Source organism: Planktotalea sp. (assembly GCF_050633725.1).
Lineage (GTDB): Bacteria > Pseudomonadota > Alphaproteobacteria > Rhodobacterales > Rhodobacteraceae > Planktotalea.
Genome location: NZ_JBOEHB010000018.1, coordinates 38,144 through 64,422, shown reverse-complemented (window position 1 = coordinate 64,422; position 26,279 = coordinate 38,144). Strand labels below are relative to the sequence as shown.

Below are 26,279 nucleotides of genomic sequence, written 5' to 3'. Positions count from 1 at the left end.
ACGATGAGCGATTTATTCGATAGCGGCGCTGCGGCGCAAGAACCTGTCAAGGGACCGCGTCCGCTGGCGGATCGGTTGCGACCGCAAAAGTTAAGCGATGTCATTGGGCAAAGCCAGGTATTGGGTGAAGGGGCACCTTTAGAGGTGATGCTGTCCTCTGGCTCGCTTTCGTCCCTGATCTTCTGGGGGCCACCAGGGGTTGGCAAGACGACCATTGCGCGACTTTTGGCGCATGAGACCGATCTGCATTTTGTGCAAATCAGCGCGATTTTTACAGGCAAGCCGGATTTGCTCAAAGTTTTTGAAGCGGCAAAGATGAGGCGGCAGAACGGGCAAGGCACGCTGCTGTTCGTTGATGAAATCCATCGCTTCAATAAAGCCCAGCAAGACGGGTTCTTGCCGCATATGGAGGATGGCACAATCCTTTTGGTTGGGGCCACAACAGAAAACCCGAGCTTCGAGTTGAACTCGGCTGTGATGTCGCGTGCGCAAGTCTTGGTGCTAGAGCGGCTCGAACTCGCTGATTTAGAGCGCATGGCGCAACGGGCAGAACGGGAGCTGGATAAGGCCTTGCCGCTTGACGGCCCCGCACGCGAAGCGCTCTTGGAAATGGCCGATGGCGATGGGCGCGCGCTGCTGAATTTGATAGAGCAGGTCAGCGCTTGGAAGAGTGATCACAATTTGACACCGCCTGAGCTTAGCAAACGATTGCAAAGGCGGGCGGCGAACTATGACAAATCTGGCGATTCCCATTATAATTTGATTTCTGCCTTGCATAAATCCGTGCGAGGTTCAGATCCGGATGCAGCGCTTTATTGGTTTGCTCGTATGTTAGAGGGGGGCGAGGACCCTCGCTATCTGGCGCGCAGGATCACGCGTATGGCGGTTGAAGATATTGGGCTGGCGGACCCGCAAGCACAGGCAGTTTGTCTGCAAAGTTGGGAAACCTACGAGCGTCTTGGCTCGCCCGAAGGCGAGCTTGCCTTGGCGCAGGCTCTGACGTATCTCGCGCTGGCTCCGAAATCGAACGCAACCTATGTGGCATATAAAGCAGCGCGCCGTACAGCGAAAGAAACGGGCTCAAAGCCGCCGCCCAAACATATCTTGAATGCGCCGACTTCGTTGATGAAGGATCAAGGGTATGGCTCGGGCTATGCCTATGATCATGACGCGGAAGACGGGTTTTCGGGGCAGAACTATTTTCCCGACGAGATGGAGCGACCTTCGATCTACGAGCCTGTAGAACGTGGGTTCGAACGTGAGTTGAAAAAGAGACAAGACTATTTTTCAAAGCTTCGCGCGCAGCGAAGAGAATAGGGCGAGTATTCTGCGAATACTCGCGGGGCTCAATTCCCTCTGCGATGGAATTGGTTTTCGCAGAAAACCGAGGGGGCAATATCCTTCGCCGAAGGATATTGCTGAACAAAACTTGACATCTGCGCTGTGCAGAGCGACACGGCACGCATGTTGCTGAACGTCTCACTTGTAGCCCTTGGCGGTGCGCTTGGATCAAGCCTGCGCTATTTGGCAGGCTTGGCGCTCACCCGTGTCTTTGCCGTCAATTATCCGATGGGTGTCTGGCCAGTGAACATTCTTGGATCCTTCTTAATGGGTGCGTTTGTGGTTTATGCCCATCACAAAGGGTATACGGTCGCCAACCTGTTTGTGATGACCGGATTGCTTGGTGGATTCACAACGTTTTCAGCGTTTTCGCTTGAGGCGGTTACATTGATAGAGCGCGGGCAGCTTGCACATGCGGCGCTTTATGTCGGGCTTTCTGTTGTGCTGTCGATTTTAGGACTGATGGCAGGTCTCGCCGTCGCAAGAGGGGTATGGCTATGAGCCGCGTTCAGGTGATTACGATTGAAGAAGACGACGGTGATCAGCGCCTCGACCGGTTTCTCAAACGCAAGTTTCCTCAAGTGACCCAGGGCATGATCGAAAAGATGTGTCGTAAAGGAGAGCTGCGTCTTGATGGCTCGCGCGTGAAGGCCAACTCTCGCATAGAAGCAGGCCAATCCTTACGCGTTCCACCGTTGCCCGATAGCGCAGCGCCAAAACATGCGCCGCAAAGCCGCGTGAGTGCGGCGGATACAAAGTTCATTCGCTCTTGTGTCATTTACAAAGACGATCACGTGATTGCCTTGAACAAACCTGCTGGGTTGCCGGTGCAGGGCGGAACGGGTCACGCGCGTCACGTAGATGGCTTGTTGGACGCGCTTATGTATGACTTCGAAGAACGTCCGCGCCTTGTTCATAGGCTTGATAAAGACACGTCAGGGGTGTTGATCTTGGGGCGCACACGCCGTGCGACGGCTGATCTGACAGCCTCCTTCCGACATCGTAATACCCGCAAGATCTATTGGGCGGCGATTGCGGGCGTTCCAAACCCGCGTTTGGGTACGATCAAATATGGGCTTATGAAAGCGCCCGGTCATGGCGCGCGCGGTGAGGGCGAAAAGATGATCTGTGTTCACCCTCGCGAGGTGGAGCAGACCGAGGGCGCAAAGCGCGCTTTGACAGATTACGCTGTGCTTGAAACAGCTGGGCAACGTACGTCATGGTGCGCTCTGATTCCGATTACGGGACGCACCCATCAGCTTCGCGCGCATATGGCGGAGATGGGGCACCCAATTGTTGGCGATGGCAAATATGGTGGCTCGGGGCAGGAAAACCTTGGCGATGGATGGGGCGCCCAGCTTGGCGGTGATCTCAGCAAGAAATTGCACCTCCATGCGCGCTCTTTACAGATAGAGCACCCCGCGACCAAAGCAACGCTTCATCTGACAGCGCCTTTGCCAGATCACATGCAGCGCACATGGGATACCTTTGCGTGGGATCCTAAAGAGGTGCCTGAAGATCCGTTTGAAGAGCTGATGTAATGCGTCTACGCGCAGTCATTTTCGATGTAGACGGCACTTTGGTCGACAGCCAACTTGATATCTTGGCTGCTATGTCCAGAGCCTTTGAAGCTGAAGGATTGCGCGCGCCTCGCCGCGAGTCTGTCCTAGGCATTGTGGGTCTTTCCTTGGATGTCGCCATCCCCATGCTTGCCCCTGAAAGCGATGCGCAAGCCTGCTCGCGTATGGTGCAGGGGTACAAAGATGCCTATGCTGAAATGCGCCGCGCGCAGGGCGCTGATGTCTCTTCGCCGATGTACTCTGGTGCTCGAGAAGCTTTGATGCGTTTGCAAGTGCAAGACGACATTTTGATTGGTGTCGCGACTGGCAAGTCAAGACGTGGTTTAGATAAACTGATCGAGGCACATGAGCTTGAAGGTATCTTTGTGAGCCGTCAGGTGGCCGATGATCACCCGAGCAAGCCAAACCCGTCAATGTTGTTCCAAGCGATGCGTGAATTGGGCGTAGAAGCGGGTGATTGCGTTATGATCGGAGACACCAGCTTTGACATGGAGATGGCGCGTGCGGCGGGGATGCGGTTTATCGGCGTGACGTGGGGGTATCATGATACGGCACGCCTCGCGGATTCGGATATCGTGATTGATGACTTTGCGCAGCTCGATGCTGCGCTAGAGACGATTTGGAGTGAAAGCCTTGTCTGATTGGAAAATGAAACGTTTTTGGGATGCTGCGGACGCGGTTGAGGTCGAAGGCGGCTTTACTGTCCATCTAGATGGCCGCCCTATTCGCACCCCTGGAAAAGCTTTGCTCAACGTGCCAAGTCTTGCGATGGCTGAGGCTATGGCGAAGGAGTGGGACGCTCAAGATAAAGAGATCAATCCTGAAACAATGCCGGTGACGAAATCGGCGAATTCAGCCGTCGATAAAGTGACGCCGCAGTTTGCTGCTGTGGCGGATATGCTGGCTGAATACGCGGGCACGGATCTTTTGTGTTATCGCGCGGCGCAACCCGTTGAGCTGACGAATCGCCAAGCACAGCGATGGGACCCACTGCTGGAGTGGTGTGCGCAAACGTTTGATGCGCGTCTTAAGCCTGTTTCTGGGATTATGTTTGCAGCGCAACCAGGCGAGAGCTTAATCAAGCTCAGCGCAGTGGTGCACGCGATGAGCCCATTTGAATTGACGGGGATGCATGATTTAATCACGCTGCCCGGATCATTTGTTTTGGGCCTGGCTGCGATCCGTGACTATGCGAATCCTGATGATTTATGGGAGCTTTCCCGTCTTGATGAACGTTATCAGCAAGAGCAGTGGGGCATCGATGAGGATGCAGAAGAGATGGCGGACACAAAACGCAAAGCCTTCAAACATGCATATAATTTCTATCAAATGAGCAAGGCCTAAAGCACTTTTCGTTGCGTGCTGATAGGAAAATAACCAACTCGGCTTGACCTTAGGGCGCCTTAAGTCATTTTGCCGTTTTCCCCGCATCTTGCCCTTGACGTGCGCGTCAACTTGCGAGCAAACTTACCCCCACCAAAAGGGGGAATCCCCTCTATCGGTATGAAACCCCGTTTCCACTAACGGGATGATCCGCCCAAAAAGGGCGGGCAATCAGGAAGAGGTAATAATGACTAAATCTGTATTTTTCGGTGCGATGACCGTTGCTGCTCTGGCAGCAGGCGCAGCAGCGGCCGGCACGCTTGACGATGTTAAAGCGCGCGGCAAGCTGAACTGCGGCGTGACCACAGGTCTCGTTGGTTTCGCGGCACCAGATGCAAACGGCGAATGGCAAGGCTTTGACGTGGGCGTATGCCGCGCGGTCGCAGCTGCTGTTCTTGGCGATCCAAAAGCGGTCGAGTTTGTTCCTACAACGGGTAAAACACGCTTCACGGCTCTTGCTTCTGGCGAGATCGACATGCTGGCGCGTAACACCACTTGGACATTCTCACGCGATGTTGACCTGAAGTTCGAATTCGTAGGCGTAAACTACTACGACGGTCAGGGCTTCATGGTTCCAAAAGCACTCGGCGTTTCTTCTGCGAAAGAACTCGACGGCGCGACTGTCTGCATTCAGACCGGCACAACAACAGAGCTGAACTTGGCGGACTTCTTCCGTACAAACAACATCTCTTATGAGCCAGTTCCAATCGAGACAAACGCTGAAGCACAGCCGCTGTACCTCGAGGGCGCATGCGATGTTTACACAACAGACGCATCTGGTCTTGCAGCAACACGCGCAGCATTTGAGAACCCAGGCGATCACGTTGTTCTGCCTGAGATCATCTCCAAAGAGCCACTCGGTCCACTAGTTCGCCACGGCGACAACGAATGGGGCGATGTTGTTCGCTGGTCTTTGAACGCGCTTATCGCGGCTGAAGAAGTAGGCATCACGTCTGCAAACATCGGTGAGCTGTCCGCAGCTGCTGGCAACAACCCAGAAATCAACCGTATCCTCGGCACAGAAGGCACATTGGGCGAAATGCTCGGTCTGGACGCTGGCTGGGCGAAGAACGCTATCATGGCGGGCGGTAACTACGGTGAGATCTTCGAGAAGAACATTGGTGAGAACACACCAATCGGTCTGTCTCGCGGTCTGAACGCTCAGTGGACCGAAGGTGGTCTGCTTTACGTTCCACCATTCCGCTAAACCCGGAATACTAAGAGAAGGGCGCGGTACATTCCGCGCCCTTCTTCCTTACGACAAAGATTAGAAAAGCAGCTTCTGAACCATGACCGGATCAACCGGCAGGTTTCACCAGACGCAGCACACCAGGGAACAGTCCATGACGACTCTATCTGACCCTCCTACGGGCGGATTCCGCTTATCAATGTTGATCAATGATACGCGGTATCGATCCTATACATTTCAATTCATTGCTTTGGTCGCGCTGATCGCAGCATTCAGCTATTTGGGAAGCAACTTGATTGCCAACCTCAAAGCGGCTGGTCTGAATATCTCTTACAAGTTTTTGAGCGAGCCTGCGGGCTACGACATTAACCAACGCTTGATCGAGTACACGTCGCAATCCACGCACCTACGCGCGGCAATTGTGGGTATCCTCAATACACTGCTTGTTGCGGTGGTGGCCTGTTTCTTTGCGACTATCATTGGCATTGTTGTCGGCGTTCTGCGCCTGTCTAACAACTGGCTGGTGAACAAATTGATGGGCGTTTACGTGGAAATCTTCCGTAACGTGCCTGTTCTGATCTGGATCCTGATCATCATGGCGGTCTTTGTTGCGGTGCTTCCGCAGCCTCGTGAATTCCGCGGCGATGATGCAACGGCCAGCATGTTCCTTGATCTCTTTGCCTTCACTGGTCGCGGCTTTTACTTTCCCAAGCCGTATTTCACCGCAGGTTGGGCCGCAGGCGCAACGGGTTGGCTGGTCATCATTGCGCTGCTGATTGCAAGCTTCTTTGGCGCGCGCGCTTTGGCAAAGTCTGCCACGGTCAAGCAAGAGGCCACAGGCGAGCGTCCAACCACATGGTATCTCACGCTGGGCATCTGGTTCGTGCCACTACTGATCGCATTTATCGTGATGGGCCTGTCGTGGGAAATTCCCGCACTGAAAGGCTTTAACTTCAAGGGCGGCATCTATGCGCGTAACTCCTTTATCGCTCTGACCTTCGCTCTGTCGATCTACACAGCGGCCTTCATCGCGGAAAACGTGCGTGCGGGTATCCTGGCGATCTCCAAGGGCCAGACCGAAGCGGCGGCGTCGCTCGGTATACGTCCAAGCCGGATCATGAACCTTGTGATCCTGCCGCAAGCGCTGCGCGTGATCATTCCACCGCTGATTTCCCAGTACCTCAACATCACCAAGAACTCATCCTTGGCGATTGCGGTTGGTTACATGGACGTCACAGGCACGCTCGGGGGCATCACGCTCAACCAAACGGGCCGCGCGATTGAAACGGTTCTGCTGCTTATGCTGTTCTATCTTGTGATCAGCCTCAGCATCTCCGCGATCATGAACGTTTATAACAACTCTGTTAAACTGAAGGAGCGGTAGGATGAGCGATACCAACACCACACCTGTCGCCTTTGTTCGCGATGCAATGCTAAGCGAACAAGCACCGCCCATTACAGATTCAGGCGTTGTCGGCTGGGTTCGCAAGAACCTGTTCCCGAATGTGTTCAGCTCAATTCTCACAGTTGTTGCGCTGTTCCTCATTTACAAGATTGTCTCTGGAGCCTTCCCATGGTTTGCAAATGGCGTTTGGGACACCCCATCGCTGGCGGCCTGCCGTGAAGTGCTACAGGGTCAGGTCGGGGGCTGCTTCTCGGTTCTGACCGAGCGTTGGAACCAGCTTCTGTTCGGTTTCAAATACCCTGAAGAGCACTACTGGCGTCCAACACTGGCCTTCATCGGACTGTTCGTTGCGGCGGCGCCTGTGCTCTTTAGCGCTGTGCCACGCAAACTGTTGATCTTCACAATGGTCTACCCTTTCGTGGCCTTCTGGCTGATTTGGGGCGGTACAATCCTGTCCCCCTTGATGATCGCAATCGGATTTGTCGTTGGCTACATCGCCTTCACCCGTTTGGAAGCGCAGAGCTTTGCCATGGGTCTGATCGGCGGCATTGTGGCGACGATTATTGTCTGGATTATTTCCGGCTATATCACTGGGCCATTGTCTGGCGTTCTGGCGCTGGAAGCTGTGCCTAGCCGCGACATGGGTGGGTTCATGTTGAACTTCATCCTTGGCGTCGTCTGTGTGTCGCTCTCGATCCCGATAGGTATTCTGCTGGCCCTTGGTCGTCAGTCTAGCATGCCGATCATCAAGGGCATCTGCGTGGTCTTCATTGAATTCATTCGCGGCGTTCCGTTGATCACCTTGCTCTTTGTGGCGAACGTGGTTCTGGCCTACTTCCTGCCACCCGGCACGACGTTCGATTTGATCCTGCGTGTTATCATCATGATCACGATGTTCTCGGCGGCTTATATTGCCGAGGTGATCCGTGGTGGTCTCGCGGCTTTGCCAAAGGGTCAGTATGAAGCGGGTGATAGCCTTGGTCTGGATTACGCTCAAAACATGCGTTTGATCATCTTGCCGCAGGCTCTCAAGATTTCCATTCCGGGGATCGTGAACGTCGCAGTGGGTCTGTTCAAGGATACAACGCTGGTCTCGGTCATTTCGATGTTCGACCTCGTTGGCATGATCCGCGGACCGATCTTGGCCTCAACTGAATGGAATGGCGTCTATTGGGAACTCTTCGGCTTTGCCGTCGTGATGTTCTTCATCGTTTGCTATTCAATTTCACAATATTCCCAGTGGCTCGAGCGTCAGCTTGCCACGGGTCATCGTTAAAGCCCTCAAGTAGCGAAAGCGATAGGGCAAACATAAAGGAGGCTTGAGATATGGCCGAAGCACAAATGCAGGTATCCGACGAGATCGCGATCACCATTGAACAAATGAACAAATGGTACGGCACATTCCATGTGCTGCGCGACATCAACCTGACAGTGAACCGCGGCGAGCGGATCGTGATTTGCGGACCTTCGGGGTCTGGTAAATCCACGCTCATTCGCTGCATCAACGCGCTGGAAGAGCACCAGCAAGGGCGCATTGAGGTGGATGGCACTGTTCTGTCGTCTGACCTTAAAAACATCGACAAGATCCGCTCGGAAGTGGGGATGTGTTTCCAGCACTTTAACCTTTTCCCGCATCTGACGATTTTGGAGAACTGCACATTGGCTCCGATCTGGGTGCGTAAAACACCCAAGAAAGAAGCCGAAGAGCGCGCGATGCATTTCCTTGAGAAGGTGAAAATTCCGGATCAAGCGATGAAGTATCCAGGTCAGCTTTCTGGTGGTCAGCAGCAGCGTGTGGCGATTGCGCGTTCCTTGTGCATGCAGCCGCGCATCATGCTCTTTGATGAGCCGACATCAGCGCTTGACCCTGAGATGATCAAAGAGGTCTTGGACACGATGATCGAGCTGGCGGAAGAGGGCATGACTATGCTTTGCGTGACGCACGAAATGGGCTTTGCCCGTCAAGTTGCGAACCGCGTGATCTTTATGGACCAAGGTCAAATTGTAGAGCAGAACGAGCCAGAAGCGTTCTTCAACAACCCGCAATCCGAGCGCACGCAGTTGTTCCTTAGCCAGATCTTGGGTCACTGATATTTGAAGGTAGGGTGCGTGGTATCACGCACCTTACGAAGAAGAGGCAGGCCAATTGGTCTGCCTTTTTCTGTTTGAAGGGGGCGCTGCCCCCGATCGCTTGCGCGCTCTCCCCCGAGATATTTTGAGACCAAAGAAGTGTTAAAGCTCGCGCGGGATGACAAAATCGCTGACGATCGCTGCGCCGAATTTGAGCTCTGCCCAATTCTCGATTTCGCATCGAAAGACCGTCGTGGCCCCCGTGGGATAATCGGAAAACCTTGGGTGATCGGGCGCTGTTTTTGCAAGCCTTTGCGCAAAGTCACCGATGCCCGGGTTATGGGCGATGACGAGGACGGTATCACCGCTCGCCCCTTGCATTTGAGAAAGCAGATTGTCGGACGGCGCCATGTAAAGCGTGCGGATTGAGCTTAAGGGAATGCTCAGTTTCAGCCCAGCCCCTGTTTCTTGCGCGCGGGTGGCGGCTGAGCAAAACACTTCGTCCGGTGCCAGCGATTTTGACCGCAACCAATCGCCAAGAGCTTTGGCCGAGCTATGGCCGCGCGCGTTGAGAGGGCGCTCGATATCAGAACCGGGAATGTCCCAGCTGGATTTGGCGTGGCGCATGACTATTAGAGTCTTTCTCATACTTTAGTCTCGCAAAAACGCGCGCATGTGAAAAGCAGATTGTTCGGGTGCGCGGTTATATCCCAGTGAAACAGGGCAAGCGCGGCGCGCCGCGCAGCCAAGCGTTTGACAGGATTGGGAATCTTTACCCCTTATGTGCTCTTTGCATGCGGCGACATCGTAATGGGTTTCGCTCAGGGCGTTGACTGGGCATGCGGATTGACACGGGGCAGAGCATGTTTGGCAAGGCGTTAGGGGTGTGGGCGGCGGTAGATCTGCTCGAAAAGGCAAGTGAAGCGCGCCGCGATAGGAAACGAAAAGCCCCGCGTTTTCGTGCACCAGCATGCCCACAGGCGAGACCCATGCGCGCTTGCTTGCAAGCGCCCATGAGATGAACGCAGGATAGGGCGGGCCGTCGGATGGAAAGCTACATTCGAGTTCAAATTTCGATGCTATCGCAGTAATCACGCGTTTGGACCAACGATCCAGCGGGTCCGCTGCTTCATCAAGGAATTCAGGAGCGCCTTTAACAGTTGCCCAAAATCCCGGTTCATGAGGCCCAAGTAGGACAATGGTGCCTTCGCCTTCATGTAAAACGCCGAAGATCTCTAGATGCGCGGCATGTGCTGCCAGCCTAATTTGATCAAGCAAATGAAGATCCTTTAATCCGCTGAGGCAATGCCAATATAGGGGCTTATCTCTATATCCACGCGTGCCCAGATTTGCTGAACATCACCGCGCGAATATACGCGCGGCGCTGCAAGCAAGGTAACGCGTGTCCCAGTTTCAGCAACGCCTAAAGCGCGCACGGCTCGAAAGTATATCTTGTTATCAGGTGGAAATTCGTCGCGAACATTTACTGTTGTCGACACCTCAAGGAGTTCATTCGAGAGCTCTGTCGGTGGTTTCAGAAGATTGCCGTCCAGTGTTCTGACCGATGCGTCGATCCACCCCTCAACACTTGGGTCGTAGGTGCCGAGCCACATATACCCTTTTGTTTGAATGAGTTGGTTCTTTTCGACAAGAAGGCTATCTTTGCTTGCGCCGTCGGGATCGCTTTTCAGCGTGGTTTTTATGGGCTCTGAGGATTCGAGAGCTGTCGCAATTTGCTGATCGTTTGAATTGCTGAGGGCAAGTTTGAGTTCTGACAGTTCGCTTTCTAATGCTTCAACATTTGCGCGTAATGCGATCAGGCCTTGCTCGCTCTCTGCTGCGGTTTGAACAACTTTGGCTTGGAAATTTACCTCAACTCCACCGCCTTTAAAGGTTTGAGGCAGAATTTCGTTTCTGTCAGCTAGGTACAAAACTCCGACAAGAGCTGCGCCTGTCATGCCGATTTCAAAGGGTCGTCTCAGAACGCTAATAAAACTCATAACGAGTTGGGAAACAGTTTTTGCTGAATTGGTCTCATCTTCAGACATGGATACGCTCCTGTTAGAAAATTTGTCCTATCAGGTTACACGCTATGCGTGTTCGATCAAGAGAGTTGCCTTGGTCAATTGCGGATCAGTGAGCCGGCACCATGTTCTGTGTAGAGCTCGAGAAGGCATGCATTTGGCGCACGTCCGTCCAAAATCACTACCGCGCGCACGCCGCCGTCGATCGCATCTAGCGCCGTTTCCGTTTTCGGAATCATACCGCCAGCGATTGTGCCATCTTTCGTCATCTCGCGGATTTGCGCAGCGGTGAGTTCGGTCACCACTTCGCCAGTGCCATCCTTAACGCCTGCGACATCCGTTAGAAGAAGCAAGCGATCAGCATCGAGGCTGGCCGCAATTGCGCCTGCAGCCGTGTCTCCGTTCACGTTGAAGGTTTCGCCATTGCGCCCTGTTCCTAGCGGGGCAATCACTGGGATGATATTTTCACGCGCAAGCGCACGCAAGAAATTGGGGTTCATTTCAACGGGTGTTCCCACAAAGCCCAGATCAGGATCGGTCTGATCGCAAACCATCAGATTCGCGTCTTTGCCGGAGAGGCCAACCGCCTTGCCGCCCATTGCGTTGATGGCTTGCACGATGCGTTTGTTAACGCGGCCCGAAAGCACCATCTCGACAACTTCGACTGTTGCCGCGTCTGTTACGCGTTTGCCGTTTACGAATTCGGACTTGATGTCGAGCCGCTCCAGCATCGCGTTAATCATCGGCCCGCCGCCGTGCACAATCACCGGATTGACACCGACTTGCTGCATCAACACCACGTCGCGCGCAAAGCTTTCCATGCCTTCGTCGCTGCCCATCGCATGACCGCCAAGTTTGATCACAACGGTCGCATCATCATAGCGCTGCAAATACGGAAGCGCAGACGACAAGGTCTGCGCGGTGGCGATCCAATCGCGGTTCATATCTTGTTTCTTCATGTTTGGGCCTTTTCTTCTGGTTAAACGCCTAAGCGCGTCGCAGCAAGTCAAAGGAAGTGCGCAAATTGTAAGCAAATCAAATTTTACCAGTTGATAAAATTTTAAATCCCTGCAAACCTGATCGAAAGATCACTGTTTGACAGGAGAGATCCATGCCAGCTGATACGCTAGCGACTGGAATAAAGACCGCACGGTTGAGTGCGGATGCTTACAGCGAAAACTTCGCCGATCTACACGCGCCGCTTGACGCGCATGAGGCCCTTGTCGCTGCAGACAGGTGTTATTTCTGTTATGATGCGCCTTGTACGATCGCTTGCCCGACGGATATTGATATTCCCTTGTTCATTCGTCAGATCGCAACAGGAACGCCAGAAGCGGCTGCGCAAACCATTTTCGAGCAAAACATCCTTGGCGGTATGTGCGCGCGGGTTTGCCCGACGGAAACGCTTTGCGAAGAGGCTTGCGTGCGCGAGGCGGCAGAGGGCAAACCAGTTCTCATCGGTCAATTGCAGCGCTATGCGACGGATACCGTCATGGAGAAAGGTGTTCATCCGTTTGAGCGCGCGCCCGACACAGGAAAACGCATTGCAGTAGTTGGCGCGGGGCCAGCTGGCTTGGCCTGTGCGCACCGTGCAGCAATGCTGGGTCATGCAGTAACTGTTTTCGATGCGCGTTCGAAATCTGGTGGTTTGAATGAATTTGGCATCGCCGCCTACAAAAGTACCGAAGATTTCGCTGCGCGCGAGGTCGAGTGGCTGCTCCAGATCGGAGGCATCGAAATCAAGCACGGCGTGCAGCTTGGCCGCGATGTAACACTGGCGGGGCTAAGCAGCGATTACGATGCGACGTTCCTTGGCATGGGGCTTGGCGGTGTGAACGGGCTCGGGCTTGAGGGAAGCGACAAAGAGGGTGTGGATGATGCGGTTGGCTTTATTGCTGATCTGCGACAAGCGTCTGATTTGGGCAGTATCCCGATAGGCCGTGACGTTGTGGTGATTGGCGGCGGCATGACGGCGGTGGATGCCGCTGTTCAAGCGAAGTTGCTGGGCGCGCTGAACGTGACGCTGGTTTATCGACGTTCGCGAGAGCGAATGAATGCGAGCGTGTTTGAGCAAGATTTGGCCGCTTCGAAAGGCGTGCGGATTATCACCAATGCCTCGCCCATTGCGCTGCATGGTAATGGCGCGGTGCAAGAGATTGAGTTCGAATATACTGACGATGACCTTAAGCCGACGGGGCAAACAGTGCGCCTGGCAGCTGATCAAGTATTTAGTGCAATCGGTCAGACCTTGGTGGGCGACGACCTACCCGATGTAGAACGCGGCAAGATCAAAGTAACAGGCGCGGGCCAAACCTCTGTTGCGGGCATTTGGGCTGGCGGCGATTGCGCCTCAGGTGGGGATGATCTGACGGTGACTGCGGTGGCCGAAGGGCGCGACGCGGCAATGGACATTCATGCAACGCTGATGGGAGGAGCAAGCTAATGGCTGATCTCACAACGAATTTTCTAGGCATCACGAGTCCCAATCCTTTCTGGCTCGCTTCTGCGCCGCCAACGGACAAAGAATACAACGTACGCCGCGCGTTTGAGGCGGGCTGGGGCGGGGTTGTCTGGAAGACCCTTGGTTCTGAAGGGCCGCCTGTCGTTAATGTGAACGGCCCGCGATATGGTGCGATTTATGGCGCAGATCGTAGGCTCTTGGGGCTCAATAACATTGAGCTGATTACAGATCGCGACCTGTATACCAACCTTGAAGAGATCAAACGCGTCAAAGCAGATTACCCAGATCGCGCGGTCATCGTCTCGCTCATGGTGCCTTGCGAAGAAGAGGCGTGGAAGGCAATTCTGCCGCTTGTCGAAGACACAGGCGCAGACGGGATCGAGCTGAACTTCGGTTGCCCTCATGGCATGTCAGAGCGCGGCATGGGCGCTGCGGTAGGGCAAGTGCCTGAATACATCGAAATGGTGACGCGTTGGTGCAAACAGTACTATTCAAAACCCGTCATCGTAAAACTGACCCCGAACATCACAGATGTGCGTAAACCTGCGGCGGCAGCAAAAGCGGGAGGGGCCGATGCGGTGTCGTTGATCAACACGATCAATTCGATCACGTCGGTCAATCTGGACACAATGAGCCCCGAACCTTCGATTGATGGGAAGGGTACGCATGGGGGTTATTGCGGCCCCGCGGTCAAACCGATTGCGATGAGCATGGTCAGCGAAATTGCGCGCGCAGACGCAACCAAGGGTTTGCCGATTTCGGGCATCGGCGGTGTCACAACGTGGCGGGATGCGGCCGAGTTCATGGCTCTCGGATGTGGGAATGTGCAGGTTTGCACCGCTGCGATGACCTACGGTTTCAAGGTCGTGCAAGAGATGATTTCGGGTCTCAGCCAATGGATGGATGAAAAAGGCTACAAAGACACATCCGAGTTTGTCGGAATGGCCGTGCCAAACACAACGGACTGGCAATACCTGAACCTCAACTACATTGCGAAAGCGAAGATTGATGAGGATCTGTGCATCTCTTGCGGGCGTTGTTTTGCGGCCTGTGAAGATACATCGCATCAGGCGATTGCGATGTCCGAGGACCGCGTGTTCAGCGTGATTGACGACGAATGCGTGGCTTGTAACCTATGTGTTAATGTTTGCCCGATCGAAGGCTGTATTACGATGGAACCGATGGCGGCGGGATCAATAGATCCGCGCACAGACCGAGTGGTCGAGAGTGAATATGCCAATTGGACCACACATCCCAACAATCCCTCTGCGACTGCTGCAGAATAATTTACCCCTCCGCTGATCTCCCCAGCGGTTCCTGGAAACCCCTGCCGAAGTGAGTGACGGCGGGGGTTTCGTATTTCTACAGGGCAGGCGGACGCTTTTTTTGAAAGTTGGCGCTTGCGGCTTAAGTGCTGATCCAGTCCGTGCTTGGCACAAAACGGTTTTGTTCTGCTGAAAACGCGTAGATGCGACCCGTGGCGATCCTGTTGTTTTTTACAGATACTGGCTGGTCGAAAAAGCCACTGCTGTCCCAGTTGGTAATGCCGGCAAGGGTTTGTGCGATTGTGTCTGCCCTAAGCTCCAGTCCCGCGTTTGCCGTTCGGCGCATCGCCTCGATCATAAGTTCTAGGCTGCACAGTGCTTGTAACGCCGAAATGGGAAGATCAGCCGTGTGCGCCGCATATCGCTGAAAGCGCGAGTTGCGGGGGGCGTCTTCAAAATGTCGGTAAGGCATGGTGCCTTGAAACGTGGCTGCTTGCGCAATAGCGTGAACTGCGCCGCTTGGCTGCATGCCCGAGAAGGTGCTGTAGAACTGCATCGACGGATCAATTTCGCCCTGCGCATCTGCAAGCTGGCGCAAGCCATCTGCGGCAAACCCGTGCAAGATGCAGTGCTCTACCCCTGCTTTCTTTAGTTGAGATATTTGCGCTGCGAGGTTCCCACCGCGCGGTAGACAGGCGGCTTCCAAAGCGATCTGCAAACCGTGCTGCGCAGCGCTTGCGCGGCTAAAAGCAAGGGGATCGCGACCACATTCGGTTTGCGCGTAAAGGATTGCAATCTGCGTTCCGCCTCTGGATTTGATCTGCTTGAGCAACGTTTCGATCTGATCGTCGTAGGTCGGTCCAGCCACGAATTGATAAGGGGCGTTTTGGGGGTCTGCCAAGGCAGATGAGAAGGAAAGCGAGCCCATGATGCGCGCACGTTCGCCTGTTAGCTCAGGGGTGATAAGTTTCATTGCGCTGGTTGAATCGGCGAAAAACCCGAGTAAAGCACGTCCTTCGTTTGCTAAAGCATTGAGAAAATTGGCGCGTGTGATCTGCGGGATCGAGCGAGAATCTTCCAGAGCGAAGCGGATCGGCGTCCCTGTAATTCCGCCTTCTTCATTAAACAGGGTCTGGGCGATCTTGAATGCTGGCACGACCGCTTGGCCGAGCGGGCGCTGTGGGCCCGTCATTGGCAGCGACGCGCCCAGCACAAACTCGCGTGGCTGGGCCTTGAGGATAGCTGGCATCGAAAGCGTGGCGCTGGCTGCGGCACTTGTTGCCAGAAAGGAGCGTCTGTTCAGCGTCATTGGATTGATGCCTCGAGTTCGTCAGTAATTCAGAGCTTTTCTGAAAATGATTTGATATCAGCTTTTGCGCGATGCCAAGGGAAAAGCGGAAAACGAAGAAACACGGCGATTTCAAGCGCAGAGATACCCGCTAAAGGATCGAGCAAGATTGCGTTTCGCCGTGCTTTGGTGTGGCAAGATGCTAGGCTAGCGCATCATTCCCCTGATTAGATTTCAATCGGGACAAGCACCTCTGGCTCTATCACGGTTGCTTCGGGGATCGCTTTAACCATTGGCGCAACGTCCTGCCGCAAGAAATCAAATGTATTATAGTGGCAAGGGATGACCGTATCGAAATTGAAGAACCGCTTGGCCGCATAAGCCGCGCGCTTCATGTCCATGGTAAAGTGTCCGCCTGCGCAGAGGATGCCGATGTCGGGGTGATGCAGGTCTTCAAAGAGCTCCATGTCCATCATGACATCCGTATCGCCGCTGAAGTAGATGGTCTTGCCTTCGCCCGTGATCATAAAGCCGCTCTCGGTGCCTGCATACATTGGCCCGTCTTCTGTGTTGTAGGTGCTGGAGTGGGAGGCTGTAACCATGGTGACGGCAACTTTGCCCAGCATAACAGTGCCGCCTTTGTTAAAGCCGACGGTCTTGATGCCCATCTTACCTTCCATAAAGCCCATGTGATCGTAGATGCCGACAGCAGGGATATCGAGTTCTTTGGCGACGTCAAACCCATCGGCGCAGTGATCGAAATGACCGTGCGAGATCAACACGTGGGTCGCGCCAGCAATGGCTTCGGCGCGCCGCTCTTCGGGGAAGGCAGGGCAGTCCGTGAGCCAAGGGTCGATCAGGAGAACCTGATCTTCGATCTCGATGCGAAAGCCAGAATGTCCGAGGGGAATAATTTTCATGTGCGTGCTCCCATGTGTTGTGCGTGTGACCACCCTAGCTGCGATTGAAAAAATGGCAAAAGGCGATTGCACGATGAGGTCAAACAAGCAGAAAACCAGAGCACCCTTGCGAGCCGCGCGCGTGGGCGCTAAACGCTGATCCAACAGCTAAAGCCGGAGACTTGCCCGATGTCCATTGATGTAGAAACCGCCGCGCGCGTTGCCAAATTGGCCCGCATTAAGGTTGAGCCTGAAGCACTGCCTGCTTTGGCAGAAGAATTCAGCAATATCCTTGGTTTTATCGAGCAGCTGAACGAAGTCGATGTGGACGGCGTTGAGCCGATGACATCTGTGACGCCGCAAAAGCTTTATCGTCGCGAAGATGCAGTCACCGACGGCGATCAGCAGGAAAAAGTGCTCGCCAATGCGCCCGATGCGCGTGAAGGCTTTTTTGCGGTTCCGAAGGTGGTTGAATAATGTCTGATCTTACAAAAATGACGCTGGCAGGCGCGCGCGATGCGCTGCGCAAGGGTGAAACAACCTCCGTCGAGTTGACCGAGACCTTCCTCAAGGAAATCGAAGGCGCAGGCGCATTGAACGCATTTGTGCATCACACGCCAGAGCTGGCGCTGGAGCAGGCGAAAGCCGCTGATGCACGCATTGGCGCGGGTGATGCGCCTGACATGTGCGGTTTGCCGATTGGCATTAAGGATCTCTTCTGCACCAAGGGTGTTCCGTCCCAAGCGGCCTCTGCCATTTTGAACGGGTTCAAGCCTGAGTATGAAAGCACGGTCAGCCAAAACCTGTTTGATGCAGGCGCGGTGATGCTGGGCAAGCTCAACATGGACGAATTCGCCATGGGCTCGTCCAACGAGACCTCCGTTTATGGCAACGCAGTAAACCCATGGCGTCGCGGCAATGATGATACGGCGCTGACGCCAGGCGGTTCCTCCGGTGGTTCCGCTTCTGCGGTTGCGGCTGATCTTTGCCTCGCGGCGACGGGCACGGACACAGGCGGCTCGATCCGCCAGCCTGCGGCCTTTACGGGTATCACGGGGATCAAGCCGACATACGGGCGTTGCTCGCGGTGGGGTGTTGTGGCCTTTGCCTCCTCGCTCGATCAAGCGGGTCCGATGACCAAAGACGTGCGCGATGCGGCGATCATGCTGGAAACCATGTGTTCCTTTGACGCCAAAGACAGCACCAGTGCCAACCTGCCAGTGCCAAATTTTGAGGCGATGCTGACCGGCGACATCAAGGGCAAAACCATTGGTATTCCAAAGGAATATCACATGGAGGGTATTCCCACCGAGATCGAAACGCTTTGGGCAGACGGCACAGCGATGCTGAAAGATGCAGGCGCGAAGATTGTTGATATCTCGCTGCCGCACACGAAATACGCGCTGCCTGCTTATTATGTGATTGCGCCAGCGGAAGCGTCTTCAAACCTCGCGCGCTATGATGGTGTGCGCTATGGCCAGCGCGCCACGCTAGAGGCGGGTGACGGTATCACAGAGATGTATGAAAAGACCCGCGCGCAGGGCTTTGGCCATGAGGTTCAGCGCCGTGTCATGATCGGCACATACGTGCTGAGCGCCGGGTTCTATGACGCCTACTACAACCGCGCCCGCCGCGTTCGTGCGTTGATCAAGAAAGATTTTGAGGATGTCTTCGCCGCTGGCGTGGATGCGATCCTGACGCCTGCAACGCCAAGCTCGGCCTTTGGCCTTGGCGAAATGACAGAGGCTGATCCAGTTCAGATGTATCTGAATGACGTTTTCACTGTGACTGTGAACCTTGCAGGCCTTCCCGGCATCGCGGTTCCTGCGGGCGTGGACAGCAAGGGTTTGCCCCTTGGTCTGCAACTGATTGGCAAGCCTTGGGAAGAGGGCGATTTGCTAAATACCGCCTATGCACTGGAGCAAGCGGCCGGTTTTGTAGCAAAACCGTCCAAATGGTGGTAAAGCGGCCAAAAGATAACGAGGCAGTTCTAAGATGAAACGCATTATTTTGGCGGTAACGGCGCTGGGCGCAATGGCGGCTTGTAGCCCTGAAATCCCCGATAGCGGGGCTGGGGTCGGCTTTGGCGATTACAATGAGTACCAACAGCAGCAGGCCGCGCGTGATGCGGCGCTGCAAGGTGGCACTTTGCCTGCGCCACAAGCCGTAAGTTCGGAAACGCTCGCGCCAGCAGCGGCGTCTGGCATTGCGCAAGCCAATGCAACTGCGAGCGCTGCGAGCGGCGCCGTGCAGGCCAGCCCAGCGAACGCAGCGCCAGTCTTGCGCGCAGGTGGTATCAGCGCCGAGAACGATTTTACCGCGGTCTCTGGCCAGCGTTCTATCGAAGGAGACGCCGCCAAACGCGCGCAGAACCAACAGCAGTATCAGGTCATTCAGCCAACCGCTTTGCCAACGCGTCAAGGCAATGCTGGCCCGAATATCGTTGCCTTTGCCTTATCTGCGAAGAATGCAAAGGGGCAGCGGGTCTACAAGCGCAGTGGCTTTAACGCGGCGAAGAAGTATCAGAAGAATTGCGCTGGTTTTGCTTCTCAAGATCAGGCGCAACAGGCGTTTCTGGCTGGGGGCGGCCCTGTGAATGATCGCAAAGGCATGGACCCTGATGGCGATGGTTTCGCCTGTGCATGGGATCCTGCGCCGTTCCGCAATGCTGTGAATGGCTGATAACCTGATGGGCGCGCAAATCGAGCAGCGCCCGTCACCTAATTGTGGGCCGCGTCGCAGCGGCATTGCTGCTCCCGATATGGTGGTAATCCACTACACCGCTATGCAAAGCGCAGAAGATGCGATTTGCACGCTTTGCAATCCCGAAAACGAAGTCTCCGCTCACTATTTGATCGCCCGCGATGGCACTGTGACGCAGATGGTTGAGGAAAGCGAACGCGCTTGGCACGCAGGGGCAGGGCGCTGGGCTGGCTGCGAGGATATCAATTCGCGCTCGATCGGGATTGAGCTGGATAATGACGGGTTTTCGCCCTTCTCCGCGCCTTTGATGGATGCGCTAGAGAAACTTCTGTCTGCAATTCAGACCCGTTGGGACATACCGCTGCACCACGTCATTGCGCATTCCGATCTCGCGCCGCTTAGGAAATCCGACCCGGGGCGGCGCTTTGACTGGCGTCGTTTGGCGCTAGGTGGTTTTGCGATCTGGCCTGAACAGGGCGCAGCGGATGCGCCTTTGCGCGAAAGTCTAAGCGCGCTGGGCTATGGGGTTGAACATTTCGGGCTAGAGGCGTGTTTGGACGCCTTTCGTCAACGCTTTGCGCCAATGCGCACAGGGCTTGAAACATTTGAGGATCGCACAGAGGCAGCATCGCTCGCCGCGCGATTCGCGGTTGACCCATGGGGGACTGCCAGCTAGTGGCACTCCTGCGTGCGGAAGGCTGGATGGCTGCTTGGACAATTTTGCGCGTGCACTCAACGGCGCTGCCTTTGGCAGCTTGTTTGTTGCACGTTCGACTTCGCTACTTATCGTAGCTTGTCTGAGAGGAAAGTCCGGACTCCATGAAGCAACGGTGCCGGGTAACGCCCGGCCAGGGTAACCTGAGGGATAGCGCCACAGAGAAGAAACCGCCTTCGTTTCGACGCGGGTAAGGGTGAAACGGTGCGGTAAGAGCGCACCGCGGGACGGGTAACCGAACCGGCAAGGCAAGCCCCACCGGGAGCAATGCCAAATAGGGATGCCGCGTGGGCGTGATCGGGTAACCGATATCCTCGCAGGGACGCTTTAGCCTGAGGCATCCGGGTTGGCAGCTAGAGGCGCTGGGGTAATCTAGCGCTGAGATGAATGGTCATCTATTTGCACCACGAGAGCGGTGCATTGGACAAAATCCGGCTTATAGGCTTTCCGCACGCTTTTCAGTCGAGACCACATAGAGACCGATGAGCAGCAGCACAGCGCCTGCGATCTTGAGGGCGGTCACAGGCTCGCCCACGATGAATGTGGCGAGCACCCATGCGGTTAGCGGCTCTGCAAGCGCGAGCGTGACCGCGGTAGAGGCCGCAACGACACGCAGTCCCCATGTATAAAGCGCATAGGCGACGCCCGTTGAGAGCAGGCCCAAGAGCAGCAGCGTCGCAGGTGCGGTGCCCTTCAGCGCCCAGGTCCAAGGCACAAAGAAGAACACAGGTGTCGTGATCAGCGCGGCCAACGAAAAGGTACTTGCTGCGATGGTTGCCGAGGGGGCTTTGCCGCTCATGGCAGAGCTGGCAAGCGAGTAGATCGCATAAGAGAGACCTGCACCAAGGGCGAGCAGAATGCCCGTCACTTCGACGCCTTCTGATTGACCGGAGACCACCAGCAAACAGGCTCCGAAGATCGACATCGCTTGGCCCACCAGCTTTCGCCCGCTGGGGCGGATGCGAAGATAGGCCGTGTCATAGATCGCAACCCAAATCGGGGCGGATCCGATTGTGATCGCCGTGCCGATGCCAACGCCTGTCTTCAAAACGGCCGCGAAGAAAAGCAGGTTGTAAAGGCCAATGAACCCGCCCGCGAGAAGCAGAGGAAGGCCCATCACATCTTTAAACGCACGTCGCGCTACAGGGTTCAACATCGCAAGCGCGAGCAAGGAGAGCGCGCCAATCCAAAGCCGCACGGCGCCGACAACCAAAGGCTCGCGACTCGCTGGCAGATAGCTTTGGAATGTCCCTGTTGTGCCCCACAAAATTGCAGCGAGAAGCACAGCGAAAATGGCGGCATTGCGGGGCATATTACGGGTTTACCTTGTTTTAAGCTCTTAGTGCCGTTTATCGGTGGGCTATTCCCTTGGATAGAGTCTTTTTGCGGTTGACTCGGGGCAGGCGATCCGTAAAACGCAGTCTCACAAGAATTCACGGGGCCTGCATGCGATATGCACTGCCCAGCCGCAGGAGATGACCAATGGCGAAGCCAACCACCATCAAGATCCGCCTGAACTCCACTGCGGGTACAGGCCACTTCTACGTCACAAAGAAAAACGCGCGCACAATGACCGAGAAAATGGTCATCCGTAAGTACGACCCAGTTGTACGCAAGCACGTTGAGTACAAAGAAGGCAAAATCAAGTAAGCTTGATTTTCGCTTTTGCGAGATTGAAAAAGCCGCTCCATTTGGGGCGGCTTTTTGTTTTGCGGTTTGAGCGGGTGGACGGCGGCTTAGAGCCCATTTTGCGTGATGCTGCACTTGTTTCAAATGACTGGTACCAAGAGTGTATCCTACGAAGATTTCAACCCTTGCAGATTTTCATGTCGACGCTTCGAGTATCGAACTCAGAGCGCTGTACGTCTGATCAAGAACCTGGCGAACCGCTGGAATGAACCGATCTTCATCATGGCTGACCAACCATTGTTCGTGATTTAGTTCCATGATTTTGGGATGTACCTTCACAAGTTTCGGCATCAGATCACCAATAAAACACGGCAACACAATGCGTCCGATACCCTGCAGCGCTAAGTCCAGCGCCAATCTTGGTGCGTTTACTTCGATTACGATTTTCGCGTCGTCTTTAGCGGCAAGCCACTGTGCGGAAGGGGCCTTGGACGCAAGCCTGATCCACCCTTTGATTTCAGCGTTGGTTGCATAGCCGGCGAAAGAAACCGTCCCGACCCGTCGACAGGCCAGCCCAATTTTTTCGGGTCTCTGGTTCCTGATGCCGATAACGGCTTCGCGGTGATTGATTTTCATCTGGTCCGTCGCCGAAATGAGGCGCAGGATCGCATCTGGCGCTGCTTTGCTGATGTTTGGCACATGCGCGGCCAAGGCGTGCAACGTCCAATGCCCGCCCGAGAGTTTAACCAAAGTTTTCCGGCCGCCGACGTTATCAGAAAACAAAGGCCTGACTTCGGCGTCCAGCGCGGACACGCGTGCGAACAGCGCTTCTCCCTGCTCGGTCAAATCATAGCCGCGCGCATGCCTGTAAAAAATCTCAATGCCAGTGGCGCGCTCAAGCGCCTGCATACGCCGTCCCAACGTGGCGGGGCTCATCCCTGTTTGTCGCGCAGCACCTGACAGACCATTGTGCCGTGCGACAGACAGAAAGAATTTCAAGTCATTCCAATCAGCCTTCATTTCACTCATGAAAAGTACTTTGCGTTTCTTTGCGTAGAAAAGAAAGATTGTTTGTTTAATCCTGGGAGGGAACAAAAGGAACTTGAACGATGAAACTACTTGGACAAGATGTAATCCCGATGGGAATGGGGTGTTGGGCCATCGGCGGACAGTTTTATGCTGGATCAACGCCCCACGGGTTTCCAAATGTAGATGATGCTGAGTCCAAGCGGGCCATTCGTGCGACGCTTGATGCGGGTCTGCGGATTTTTGACACGGCAGCAGTCTATGGCGCGGGCCATTCAGAACGGCTGTTGGGCGAGACATTGCACGATCATCCCGATGCCATCATCGTATCCAAGCTGGGCACTGCGATTGATGAGGATGCACGTCAGGTTCTTCATGATGAAACCGAAGCGCATGAGGTCATTCCCGCGATAGAACGTAGTTTGCGGCGATTGAACCGTGATCATGTGGATGTGATGTTGCTGCACCTAAATGCTTTGCCCATTGCGAAAGCGCGTCCGATCTTTGAACAGATGGAAGTTGCGCGGCAAGCAGGCAAGCTGTGTTCCTATGGGTGGAGCACTGACTTCCCAGAAAGTGCAGCGGCGATGGCAGATCTCGACGGGTTCATTGGTATTGAACATGCGATGAACATCTTCTTGGACGTCCCGAGCATTCAAAAGACGGTCGCCGAGAACAAGATGATTGCCTTGTTGCGCTCGCCCTTAGCAATGGGTTTGCTCACGGGGAAATACGATAGTTCAACAGTTATGCCCGAAACAGATGTGCGTTCGGTCAACAATGCTAAGCGCGATTATTTTCAGGACGCGAAACCAGCCGAGGCGCATTTGCGCAACCTTGCGGCGATCCGCGAACTGCTACAAACGGATGGCCGTTCATTGGCGCAAGGCGCGTTGTGCTGGCTATTGGCAAAGTCAGAATGGAACATTCCTGTTCCCGGCGCGCGAACGGAAGAGCAAGCAATCGAAAACGCCGGTGCTGTATCATTTGGACCTTTGTCAAAGGATGTGATGTTGCACATCGAGGCGCTAGTGAACCGCATGCCTGAGGGGCCGGCCCGCGCACGTTGATTTGAGCAGTCATTTACGTACTCGGAACCAATGTCGGCTTTGTCCCGCAAAGCGCAGTTGTGAGGTTTAGCCAACCGACCCGAAGGGGACGGTTGGCAACATAGGAACTTACAGTTTGATACGGAACGTCGCGAAGCCGGTCTCGGACATGCCATCTGGCGCGATGTCTACGCCCTCCACGCTGTCGGCATAACCCGCGCCCGCGGGGCCGGTTTCGAAGATCACTGTGGTATCGGCCAAAGGCGCGAAGGACCAGTTGGCGTCGGCTTTCGGGTTCACTGTGCCTTGATCCACCAAGTAGCGCACGATGACATCGCGGTTGGTGTCGGGGCCTTCAAAGACCACTGTGTCCCCCTTTGCACCTGGGAAGCTACCACCGCCAGAGGCGCGGTAGTTGTTCGTCGCGACAATGAATTCCGCTGCCATATCAAGCGGCGCGCCGTTGAACATTAGGTTGGTGATGCGGCTCGCGTCTGGGTTCACCTCAGCGCCGTCTTTGTCGAACTTGGACGGCTGAGAGAGGTCAATCTGATAGGTGACCCCGTCCATGACATCAAAATTGTAGCTTGGGAAACTAGGGTTCAGCAGCGGAGCATCCTGCGCGCCTGCTTCAACTTGATTGAACATGCCCGCCGAGCGTTCCAGCCAATCTTTGACTTGCTGTCCCGTCACCTTCACCGCGCGCACTGTGTTGGGGTAGAGGTAGAGGTCCGAGACGTTCTTGATCGCCACATCGCCCGCTGGCACGTCGGTGTAATACTCAGGGCCACCGCGACCGCCAGCCTTGAATGGCGCGGCGGCAGAGAGGACGGGCAGGCCTTCATATGAGGTGCCGACCATCTGTTCCTTGATGTACCACATCTGCGCGTTGGACACGATCTGCACGGATGGATCATCTGCAACGAGCGCGAAATAGCTGTGCAGCGGCGCGTCGGTCTTGCCTACGGCCGTGCGCACATACTTTAGCGTTGCCTCATGTTCAGCGCGCGCGGCGTCCAGAACAGGGGTATAGTCCTCGGCAAGCGCGGTATAGCTGCGATCCTCATTGCGTTTGGAAATCGGGCGCGCCTCGGAGGTGTGTGAAAGAACGCGCCAGCCATTTCCGTCTCGTTCGATCAGAAGGTCAATCAGCCCCATATGGCTGCCCCAGAAACCGCCCATAACACCTGGCTTGCCGCCGATGGTACCAGCGGCAGTGTCTACGCCCGCGAAGTCAGCGTATTTGGAGGAAGGGAAGACGAGGTGGCTGTGACCCGTTAGAATCGCATCAATGCCATCGATGCGCGCCAGCGGGACAGCAGCGTTTTCCATCCCGTCCTCGTGATTGGCAGAACCGATCCCAGAATGGCAAAGCGCAATGATAATGTCTGCGCCTTCCTCTTTCATTTGCGGCACGTAGTCTTGCGCTGTTTCCACGATATCGCGGGTTTGCACGTTGCCTTCCAGATGCTTGCGATCCCAGTTCATAATCTGAGGAGGCACAAATCCGATGAGACCGATCTTGATCGGATGCTTTGCGCCGCCGCCATCGGTGATCTCGCGCTCAAGGATGACATAGGGTTTCACCAGCGTCTGATCTGCCGTCGGCGCAACGCCCATCTCTTTTACGACATTGGCTGAGACGACAGGGAAGTCCGCGCCCGCGAGGGACTTCATCAGGAAGGAAACACCGTAATTGAATTCGTGATTGCCCAGCGTCGAGGCATCAAAGCCCAGCGCATTCATCGCGTTGATCACGGGGTGGCTGTCACCCTCTTTCATGCCGCGCTCATAGGCAATGTAATCGCCCATTGGGTTGCCTTGCAGAAAGTCGCCATTGTCGAGCAGCAGCGAGTTCGTCGATTCCGCGCGCACGCCTTGAATGATCGAGGCTGTGCGCGACAGGCCAACCGTGTCACGCGGTTTGTCGGCGTAATAATCGTAGGGGAAGACATGCACGTGTAGGTCGGTGGTTTCCATCAGGCGTAAATGGGCTTGGTTGTTGGCGGCCGACAGCGAAAACGGATGCATGGCGACGAAACCAGCCGTGCCTGCAAGAAAGTGACGGCGGTTCATTGAAAGAGTCATGGGAACGTCCTTACTAATTTGAAATGGGTCGAGCAGTTACGACCGCAGCACAGTCGAAGAATGAAACCAGCATGTGACGGTTTGAAGATTCGAGCAACTTTGATGCTTGTTCCCACGCGTCACACCAGCGAGCGTGAGGGCACGTTGCTTAATAATTCGACTTG

General features: G+C 55.1%; 25 protein-coding genes, 1 other RNA gene and 1 pseudogene. 18 read left to right on the top strand and 9 right to left on the bottom strand.

Annotated features, from left to right (window positions below):
• The first annotated feature begins 3 nt into the window (after nucleotides 1-3).
• The 9 genes from ACRBCU_RS14555 to ACRBCU_RS14515 all read left to right on the top strand — a co-directional run bounded on the left by ACRBCU_RS14555 (nucleotide 4) and on the right by ACRBCU_RS14515 (nucleotide 8,989).
• The gene (locus tag ACRBCU_RS14555) at nucleotides 4-1,317 is read left to right on the top strand and encodes a replication-associated recombination protein A (protein WP_431366115.1); all 1,314 of its coding nucleotides are present in this window, start codon (nucleotides 4-6) and stop codon (nucleotides 1,315-1,317) included.
• A gap of 147 nt (nucleotides 1,318-1,464) precedes the next feature.
• Nucleotides 1,465-1,842, top strand: a complete 378-nt coding sequence (crcB, locus tag ACRBCU_RS14550) for a fluoride efflux transporter CrcB (RefSeq protein WP_431366114.1) — start codon at nucleotides 1,465-1,467, stop codon at nucleotides 1,840-1,842.
• Nucleotides 1,839-2,882, top strand: a complete 1,044-nt coding sequence (locus ACRBCU_RS14545; RefSeq protein ID WP_431366113.1) for an RluA family pseudouridine synthase — start codon at nucleotides 1,839-1,841, stop codon at nucleotides 2,880-2,882. Before crcB ends, ACRBCU_RS14545 begins: the two co-directional genes overlap by 4 nt.
• Nucleotides 2,882-3,562 (top strand): HAD-IA family hydrolase, encoded by a 681-nt coding sequence (locus ACRBCU_RS14540; RefSeq protein WP_431366112.1) that lies wholly within the window; start codon nucleotides 2,882-2,884, stop codon nucleotides 3,560-3,562. The genes ACRBCU_RS14545 and ACRBCU_RS14540 overlap by 1 nt, the downstream gene beginning before the upstream one ends.
• A 7-nt stretch (nucleotides 3,563-3,569) precedes the next feature.
• Nucleotides 3,570-4,265 carry an ATP12 family chaperone protein gene (locus ACRBCU_RS14535; protein ID WP_431366161.1) on the top strand — a complete coding sequence of 232 codons (696 nt, stop codon included), beginning with the start codon at nucleotides 3,570-3,572 and terminating at the stop codon, nucleotides 4,263-4,265.
• 226 nt (nucleotides 4,266-4,491) lie between these two features.
• A complete protein-coding gene (locus tag ACRBCU_RS14530) occupies nucleotides 4,492-5,511 on the top strand; it encodes an amino acid ABC transporter substrate-binding protein (protein WP_431366111.1) in 1,020 nt (339 codons plus the stop codon).
• A gap of 136 nt (nucleotides 5,512-5,647) precedes the next feature.
• A complete protein-coding gene (locus ACRBCU_RS14525; protein WP_431366110.1) occupies nucleotides 5,648-6,877 on the top strand; it encodes an amino acid ABC transporter permease in 1,230 nt (409 codons plus the stop codon).
• A 1-nt stretch (nucleotide 6,878) separates the two neighbouring features.
• A complete protein-coding gene (locus tag ACRBCU_RS14520) occupies nucleotides 6,879-8,174 on the top strand; it encodes an amino acid ABC transporter permease (RefSeq protein ID WP_431366109.1) in 1,296 nt (431 codons plus the stop codon).
• 50 nt (nucleotides 8,175-8,224) lie between these two features.
• Entirely contained in the window at nucleotides 8,225-8,989 is a 765-nt protein-coding gene (locus tag ACRBCU_RS14515) for an amino acid ABC transporter ATP-binding protein (protein ID WP_431366108.1), read from the top strand.
• A gap of 141 nt (nucleotides 8,990-9,130) precedes the next feature.
• Here the strand turns inward: ACRBCU_RS14515 and ACRBCU_RS14510 are convergent, their stop codons facing one another.
• The 4 genes from ACRBCU_RS14510 to argB all read right to left on the bottom strand — a co-directional run bounded on the left by ACRBCU_RS14510 (nucleotide 9,131) and on the right by argB (nucleotide 11,951).
• Nucleotides 9,131-9,616: a SixA phosphatase family protein gene (locus tag ACRBCU_RS14510; protein ID WP_431366107.1), complete on the bottom strand. Its 486-nt coding sequence runs from the start codon at nucleotides 9,614-9,616 to the stop codon at nucleotides 9,131-9,133.
• A 3-nt stretch (nucleotides 9,617-9,619) separates the two neighbouring features.
• Nucleotides 9,620-10,246 carry a ferredoxin gene (locus ACRBCU_RS14505; RefSeq protein WP_431366106.1) on the bottom strand — a complete coding sequence of 209 codons (627 nt, stop codon included), beginning with the start codon at nucleotides 10,244-10,246 and terminating at the stop codon, nucleotides 9,620-9,622.
• A gap of 11 nt (nucleotides 10,247-10,257) precedes the next feature.
• The gene (locus ACRBCU_RS14500; protein WP_431366105.1) at nucleotides 10,258-11,016 is read right to left on the bottom strand and encodes a hypothetical protein; all 759 of its coding nucleotides are present in this window, start codon (nucleotides 11,014-11,016) and stop codon (nucleotides 10,258-10,260) included.
• A gap of 74 nt (nucleotides 11,017-11,090) precedes the next feature.
• Nucleotides 11,091-11,951 (bottom strand): acetylglutamate kinase, encoded by an 861-nt coding sequence (gene argB, locus ACRBCU_RS14495; protein WP_431366104.1) that lies wholly within the window; start codon nucleotides 11,949-11,951, stop codon nucleotides 11,091-11,093.
• 152 nt (nucleotides 11,952-12,103) lie between these two features.
• Here argB and ACRBCU_RS14490 point away from each other — a divergent pair, with 152 nt between their 5' ends.
• Together ACRBCU_RS14490 and preA are read left to right on the top strand one after the other, a co-directional pair.
• Nucleotides 12,104-13,435: an NAD(P)-dependent oxidoreductase gene (locus ACRBCU_RS14490; RefSeq protein WP_431366103.1), complete on the top strand. Its 1,332-nt coding sequence runs from the start codon at nucleotides 12,104-12,106 to the stop codon at nucleotides 13,433-13,435.
• Nucleotides 13,435-14,739, top strand: coding sequence for an NAD-dependent dihydropyrimidine dehydrogenase subunit PreA (preA, locus tag ACRBCU_RS14485; protein WP_431366102.1), 1,305 nt, complete (start codon nucleotides 13,435-13,437; stop codon nucleotides 14,737-14,739). The genes ACRBCU_RS14490 and preA overlap by 1 nt, the downstream gene beginning before the upstream one ends.
• A 121-nt stretch (nucleotides 14,740-14,860) precedes the next feature.
• Here preA and ACRBCU_RS14480 read toward each other — a convergent pair whose 3' ends face one another.
• A complete protein-coding gene (locus ACRBCU_RS14480; protein WP_431366101.1) occupies nucleotides 14,861-16,027 on the bottom strand; it encodes an ABC transporter substrate-binding protein in 1,167 nt (388 codons plus the stop codon).
• A 206-nt stretch (nucleotides 16,028-16,233) separates the two neighbouring features.
• A complete protein-coding gene (locus tag ACRBCU_RS14475) occupies nucleotides 16,234-16,926 on the bottom strand; it encodes a metal-dependent hydrolase (protein WP_431366100.1) in 693 nt (230 codons plus the stop codon).
• A 168-nt stretch (nucleotides 16,927-17,094) separates the two neighbouring features.
• Here ACRBCU_RS14475 and gatC point away from each other — a divergent pair, with 168 nt between their 5' ends.
• From gatC to rnpB, 5 genes are all read left to right on the top strand, one after another.
• Nucleotides 17,095-17,382 (top strand): Asp-tRNA(Asn)/Glu-tRNA(Gln) amidotransferase subunit GatC, encoded by a 288-nt coding sequence (gene gatC, locus ACRBCU_RS14470; RefSeq protein WP_431366099.1) that lies wholly within the window; start codon nucleotides 17,095-17,097, stop codon nucleotides 17,380-17,382.
• Nucleotides 17,382-18,869, top strand: a complete 1,488-nt coding sequence (gatA, locus tag ACRBCU_RS14465; RefSeq protein ID WP_431366098.1) for an Asp-tRNA(Asn)/Glu-tRNA(Gln) amidotransferase subunit GatA — start codon at nucleotides 17,382-17,384, stop codon at nucleotides 18,867-18,869. The genes gatC and gatA overlap by 1 nt, the downstream gene beginning before the upstream one ends.
• A gap of 31 nt (nucleotides 18,870-18,900) precedes the next feature.
• Entirely contained in the window at nucleotides 18,901-19,587 is a 687-nt protein-coding gene (locus ACRBCU_RS14460) for a hypothetical protein (RefSeq protein WP_431366097.1), read from the top strand.
• Nucleotides 19,588-19,666: 79 nt separating this feature from the next.
• Nucleotides 19,667-20,284 carry an N-acetylmuramoyl-L-alanine amidase gene (locus tag ACRBCU_RS14455; RefSeq protein ID WP_431366160.1) on the top strand — a complete coding sequence of 206 codons (618 nt, stop codon included), beginning with the start codon at nucleotides 19,667-19,669 and terminating at the stop codon, nucleotides 20,282-20,284.
• 70 nt (nucleotides 20,285-20,354) lie between these two features.
• Nucleotides 20,355-20,778, top strand: an RNA gene (rnpB, locus tag ACRBCU_RS14450) — RNase P RNA component class A.
• A 65-nt stretch (nucleotides 20,779-20,843) separates the two neighbouring features.
• Here rnpB and ACRBCU_RS14445 read toward each other — a convergent pair.
• Nucleotides 20,844-21,635: pseudogene (locus tag ACRBCU_RS14445) on the bottom strand (DMT family transporter); the annotation flags it as partial.
• A gap of 170 nt (nucleotides 21,636-21,805) precedes the next feature.
• Here ACRBCU_RS14445 and rpmG point away from each other — a divergent pair.
• A complete protein-coding gene (gene rpmG, locus ACRBCU_RS14440; protein ID WP_008206879.1) occupies nucleotides 21,806-21,973 on the top strand; it encodes a 50S ribosomal protein L33 in 168 nt (55 codons plus the stop codon).
• A 174-nt stretch (nucleotides 21,974-22,147) separates the two neighbouring features.
• On the opposite strand, the gene ACRBCU_RS14435 is transcribed toward rpmG, so the two are convergent.
• On the bottom strand, nucleotides 22,148-22,981 hold the full coding sequence (locus tag ACRBCU_RS14435) for a LysR family transcriptional regulator (protein ID WP_431366096.1): 834 nt from the start codon (nucleotides 22,979-22,981) through the stop codon (nucleotides 22,148-22,150).
• A gap of 80 nt (nucleotides 22,982-23,061) precedes the next feature.
• Here ACRBCU_RS14435 and ACRBCU_RS14430 point away from each other — a divergent pair, with 80 nt between their 5' ends.
• Nucleotides 23,062-24,048 carry an aldo/keto reductase gene (locus ACRBCU_RS14430; RefSeq protein ID WP_431366095.1) on the top strand — a complete coding sequence of 329 codons (987 nt, stop codon included), beginning with the start codon at nucleotides 23,062-23,064 and terminating at the stop codon, nucleotides 24,046-24,048.
• 108 nt (nucleotides 24,049-24,156) lie between these two features.
• Here ACRBCU_RS14430 and ACRBCU_RS14425 read toward each other — a convergent pair whose 3' ends face one another.
• Nucleotides 24,157-26,115 carry a bifunctional 2',3'-cyclic-nucleotide 2'-phosphodiesterase/3'-nucleotidase gene (locus ACRBCU_RS14425; protein ID WP_431366094.1) on the bottom strand — a complete coding sequence of 653 codons (1,959 nt, stop codon included), beginning with the start codon at nucleotides 26,113-26,115 and terminating at the stop codon, nucleotides 24,157-24,159.
• Nucleotides 26,116-26,279 lie beyond the last annotated feature (164 nt).

Bases quoted from the DNA above. Each gene is read 5' to 3' on its own strand.
- ACRBCU_RS14555 (WP_431366115.1), top strand. From the start codon at position 4: ATGAGCGATTTATTCGATAGCGGCGCTGCGGCGCAAGAACCTGTCAAG.
- crcB (WP_431366114.1), top strand. From the start codon at position 1,465: ATGTTGCTGAACGTCTCACTTGTAGCCCTTGGCGGTGCGCTTGGATCA.
- ACRBCU_RS14545 (WP_431366113.1), top strand. From the start codon at position 1,839: ATGAGCCGCGTTCAGGTGATTACGATTGAAGAAGACGACGGTGATCAG.
- ACRBCU_RS14540 (WP_431366112.1), top strand. From the start codon at position 2,882: ATGCGTCTACGCGCAGTCATTTTCGATGTAGACGGCACTTTGGTCGAC.
- ACRBCU_RS14535 (WP_431366161.1), top strand. From the start codon at position 3,570: ATGAAACGTTTTTGGGATGCTGCGGACGCGGTTGAGGTCGAAGGCGGC.
- ACRBCU_RS14530 (WP_431366111.1), top strand. From the start codon at position 4,492: ATGACTAAATCTGTATTTTTCGGTGCGATGACCGTTGCTGCTCTGGCA.
- ACRBCU_RS14525 (WP_431366110.1), top strand. From the start codon at position 5,648: ATGACGACTCTATCTGACCCTCCTACGGGCGGATTCCGCTTATCAATG.
- ACRBCU_RS14520 (WP_431366109.1), top strand. From the start codon at position 6,879: ATGAGCGATACCAACACCACACCTGTCGCCTTTGTTCGCGATGCAATG.
- ACRBCU_RS14515 (WP_431366108.1), top strand. From the start codon at position 8,225: ATGGCCGAAGCACAAATGCAGGTATCCGACGAGATCGCGATCACCATT.
- ACRBCU_RS14510 (WP_431366107.1), bottom strand. From the start codon at position 9,616: ATGAGAAAGACTCTAATAGTCATGCGCCACGCCAAATCCAGCTGGGAC.
- ACRBCU_RS14500 (WP_431366105.1), bottom strand. From the start codon at position 11,016: ATGTCTGAAGATGAGACCAATTCAGCAAAAACTGTTTCCCAACTCGTT.
- argB (WP_431366104.1), bottom strand. From the start codon at position 11,951: ATGAAGAAACAAGATATGAACCGCGATTGGATCGCCACCGCGCAGACC.
- ACRBCU_RS14490 (WP_431366103.1), top strand. From the start codon at position 12,104: ATGCCAGCTGATACGCTAGCGACTGGAATAAAGACCGCACGGTTGAGT.
- preA (WP_431366102.1), top strand. From the start codon at position 13,435: ATGGCTGATCTCACAACGAATTTTCTAGGCATCACGAGTCCCAATCCT.
- ACRBCU_RS14480 (WP_431366101.1), bottom strand. From the start codon at position 16,027: ATGACGCTGAACAGACGCTCCTTTCTGGCAACAAGTGCCGCAGCCAGC.
- ACRBCU_RS14475 (WP_431366100.1), bottom strand. From the start codon at position 16,926: ATGAAAATTATTCCCCTCGGACATTCTGGCTTTCGCATCGAGATCGAA.
- gatC (WP_431366099.1), top strand. From the start codon at position 17,095: ATGTCCATTGATGTAGAAACCGCCGCGCGCGTTGCCAAATTGGCCCGC.
- gatA (WP_431366098.1), top strand. From the start codon at position 17,382: ATGTCTGATCTTACAAAAATGACGCTGGCAGGCGCGCGCGATGCGCTG.
- ACRBCU_RS14460 (WP_431366097.1), top strand. From the start codon at position 18,901: ATGAAACGCATTATTTTGGCGGTAACGGCGCTGGGCGCAATGGCGGCT.
- ACRBCU_RS14455 (WP_431366160.1), top strand. From the start codon at position 19,667: ATGGTGGTAATCCACTACACCGCTATGCAAAGCGCAGAAGATGCGATT.
- rpmG (WP_008206879.1), top strand. From the start codon at position 21,806: ATGGCGAAGCCAACCACCATCAAGATCCGCCTGAACTCCACTGCGGGT.
- ACRBCU_RS14435 (WP_431366096.1), bottom strand. From the start codon at position 22,981: ATGAGTGAAATGAAGGCTGATTGGAATGACTTGAAATTCTTTCTGTCT.
- ACRBCU_RS14430 (WP_431366095.1), top strand. From the start codon at position 23,062: ATGAAACTACTTGGACAAGATGTAATCCCGATGGGAATGGGGTGTTGG.
- ACRBCU_RS14425 (WP_431366094.1), bottom strand. From the start codon at position 26,115: ATGACTCTTTCAATGAACCGCCGTCACTTTCTTGCAGGCACGGCTGGT.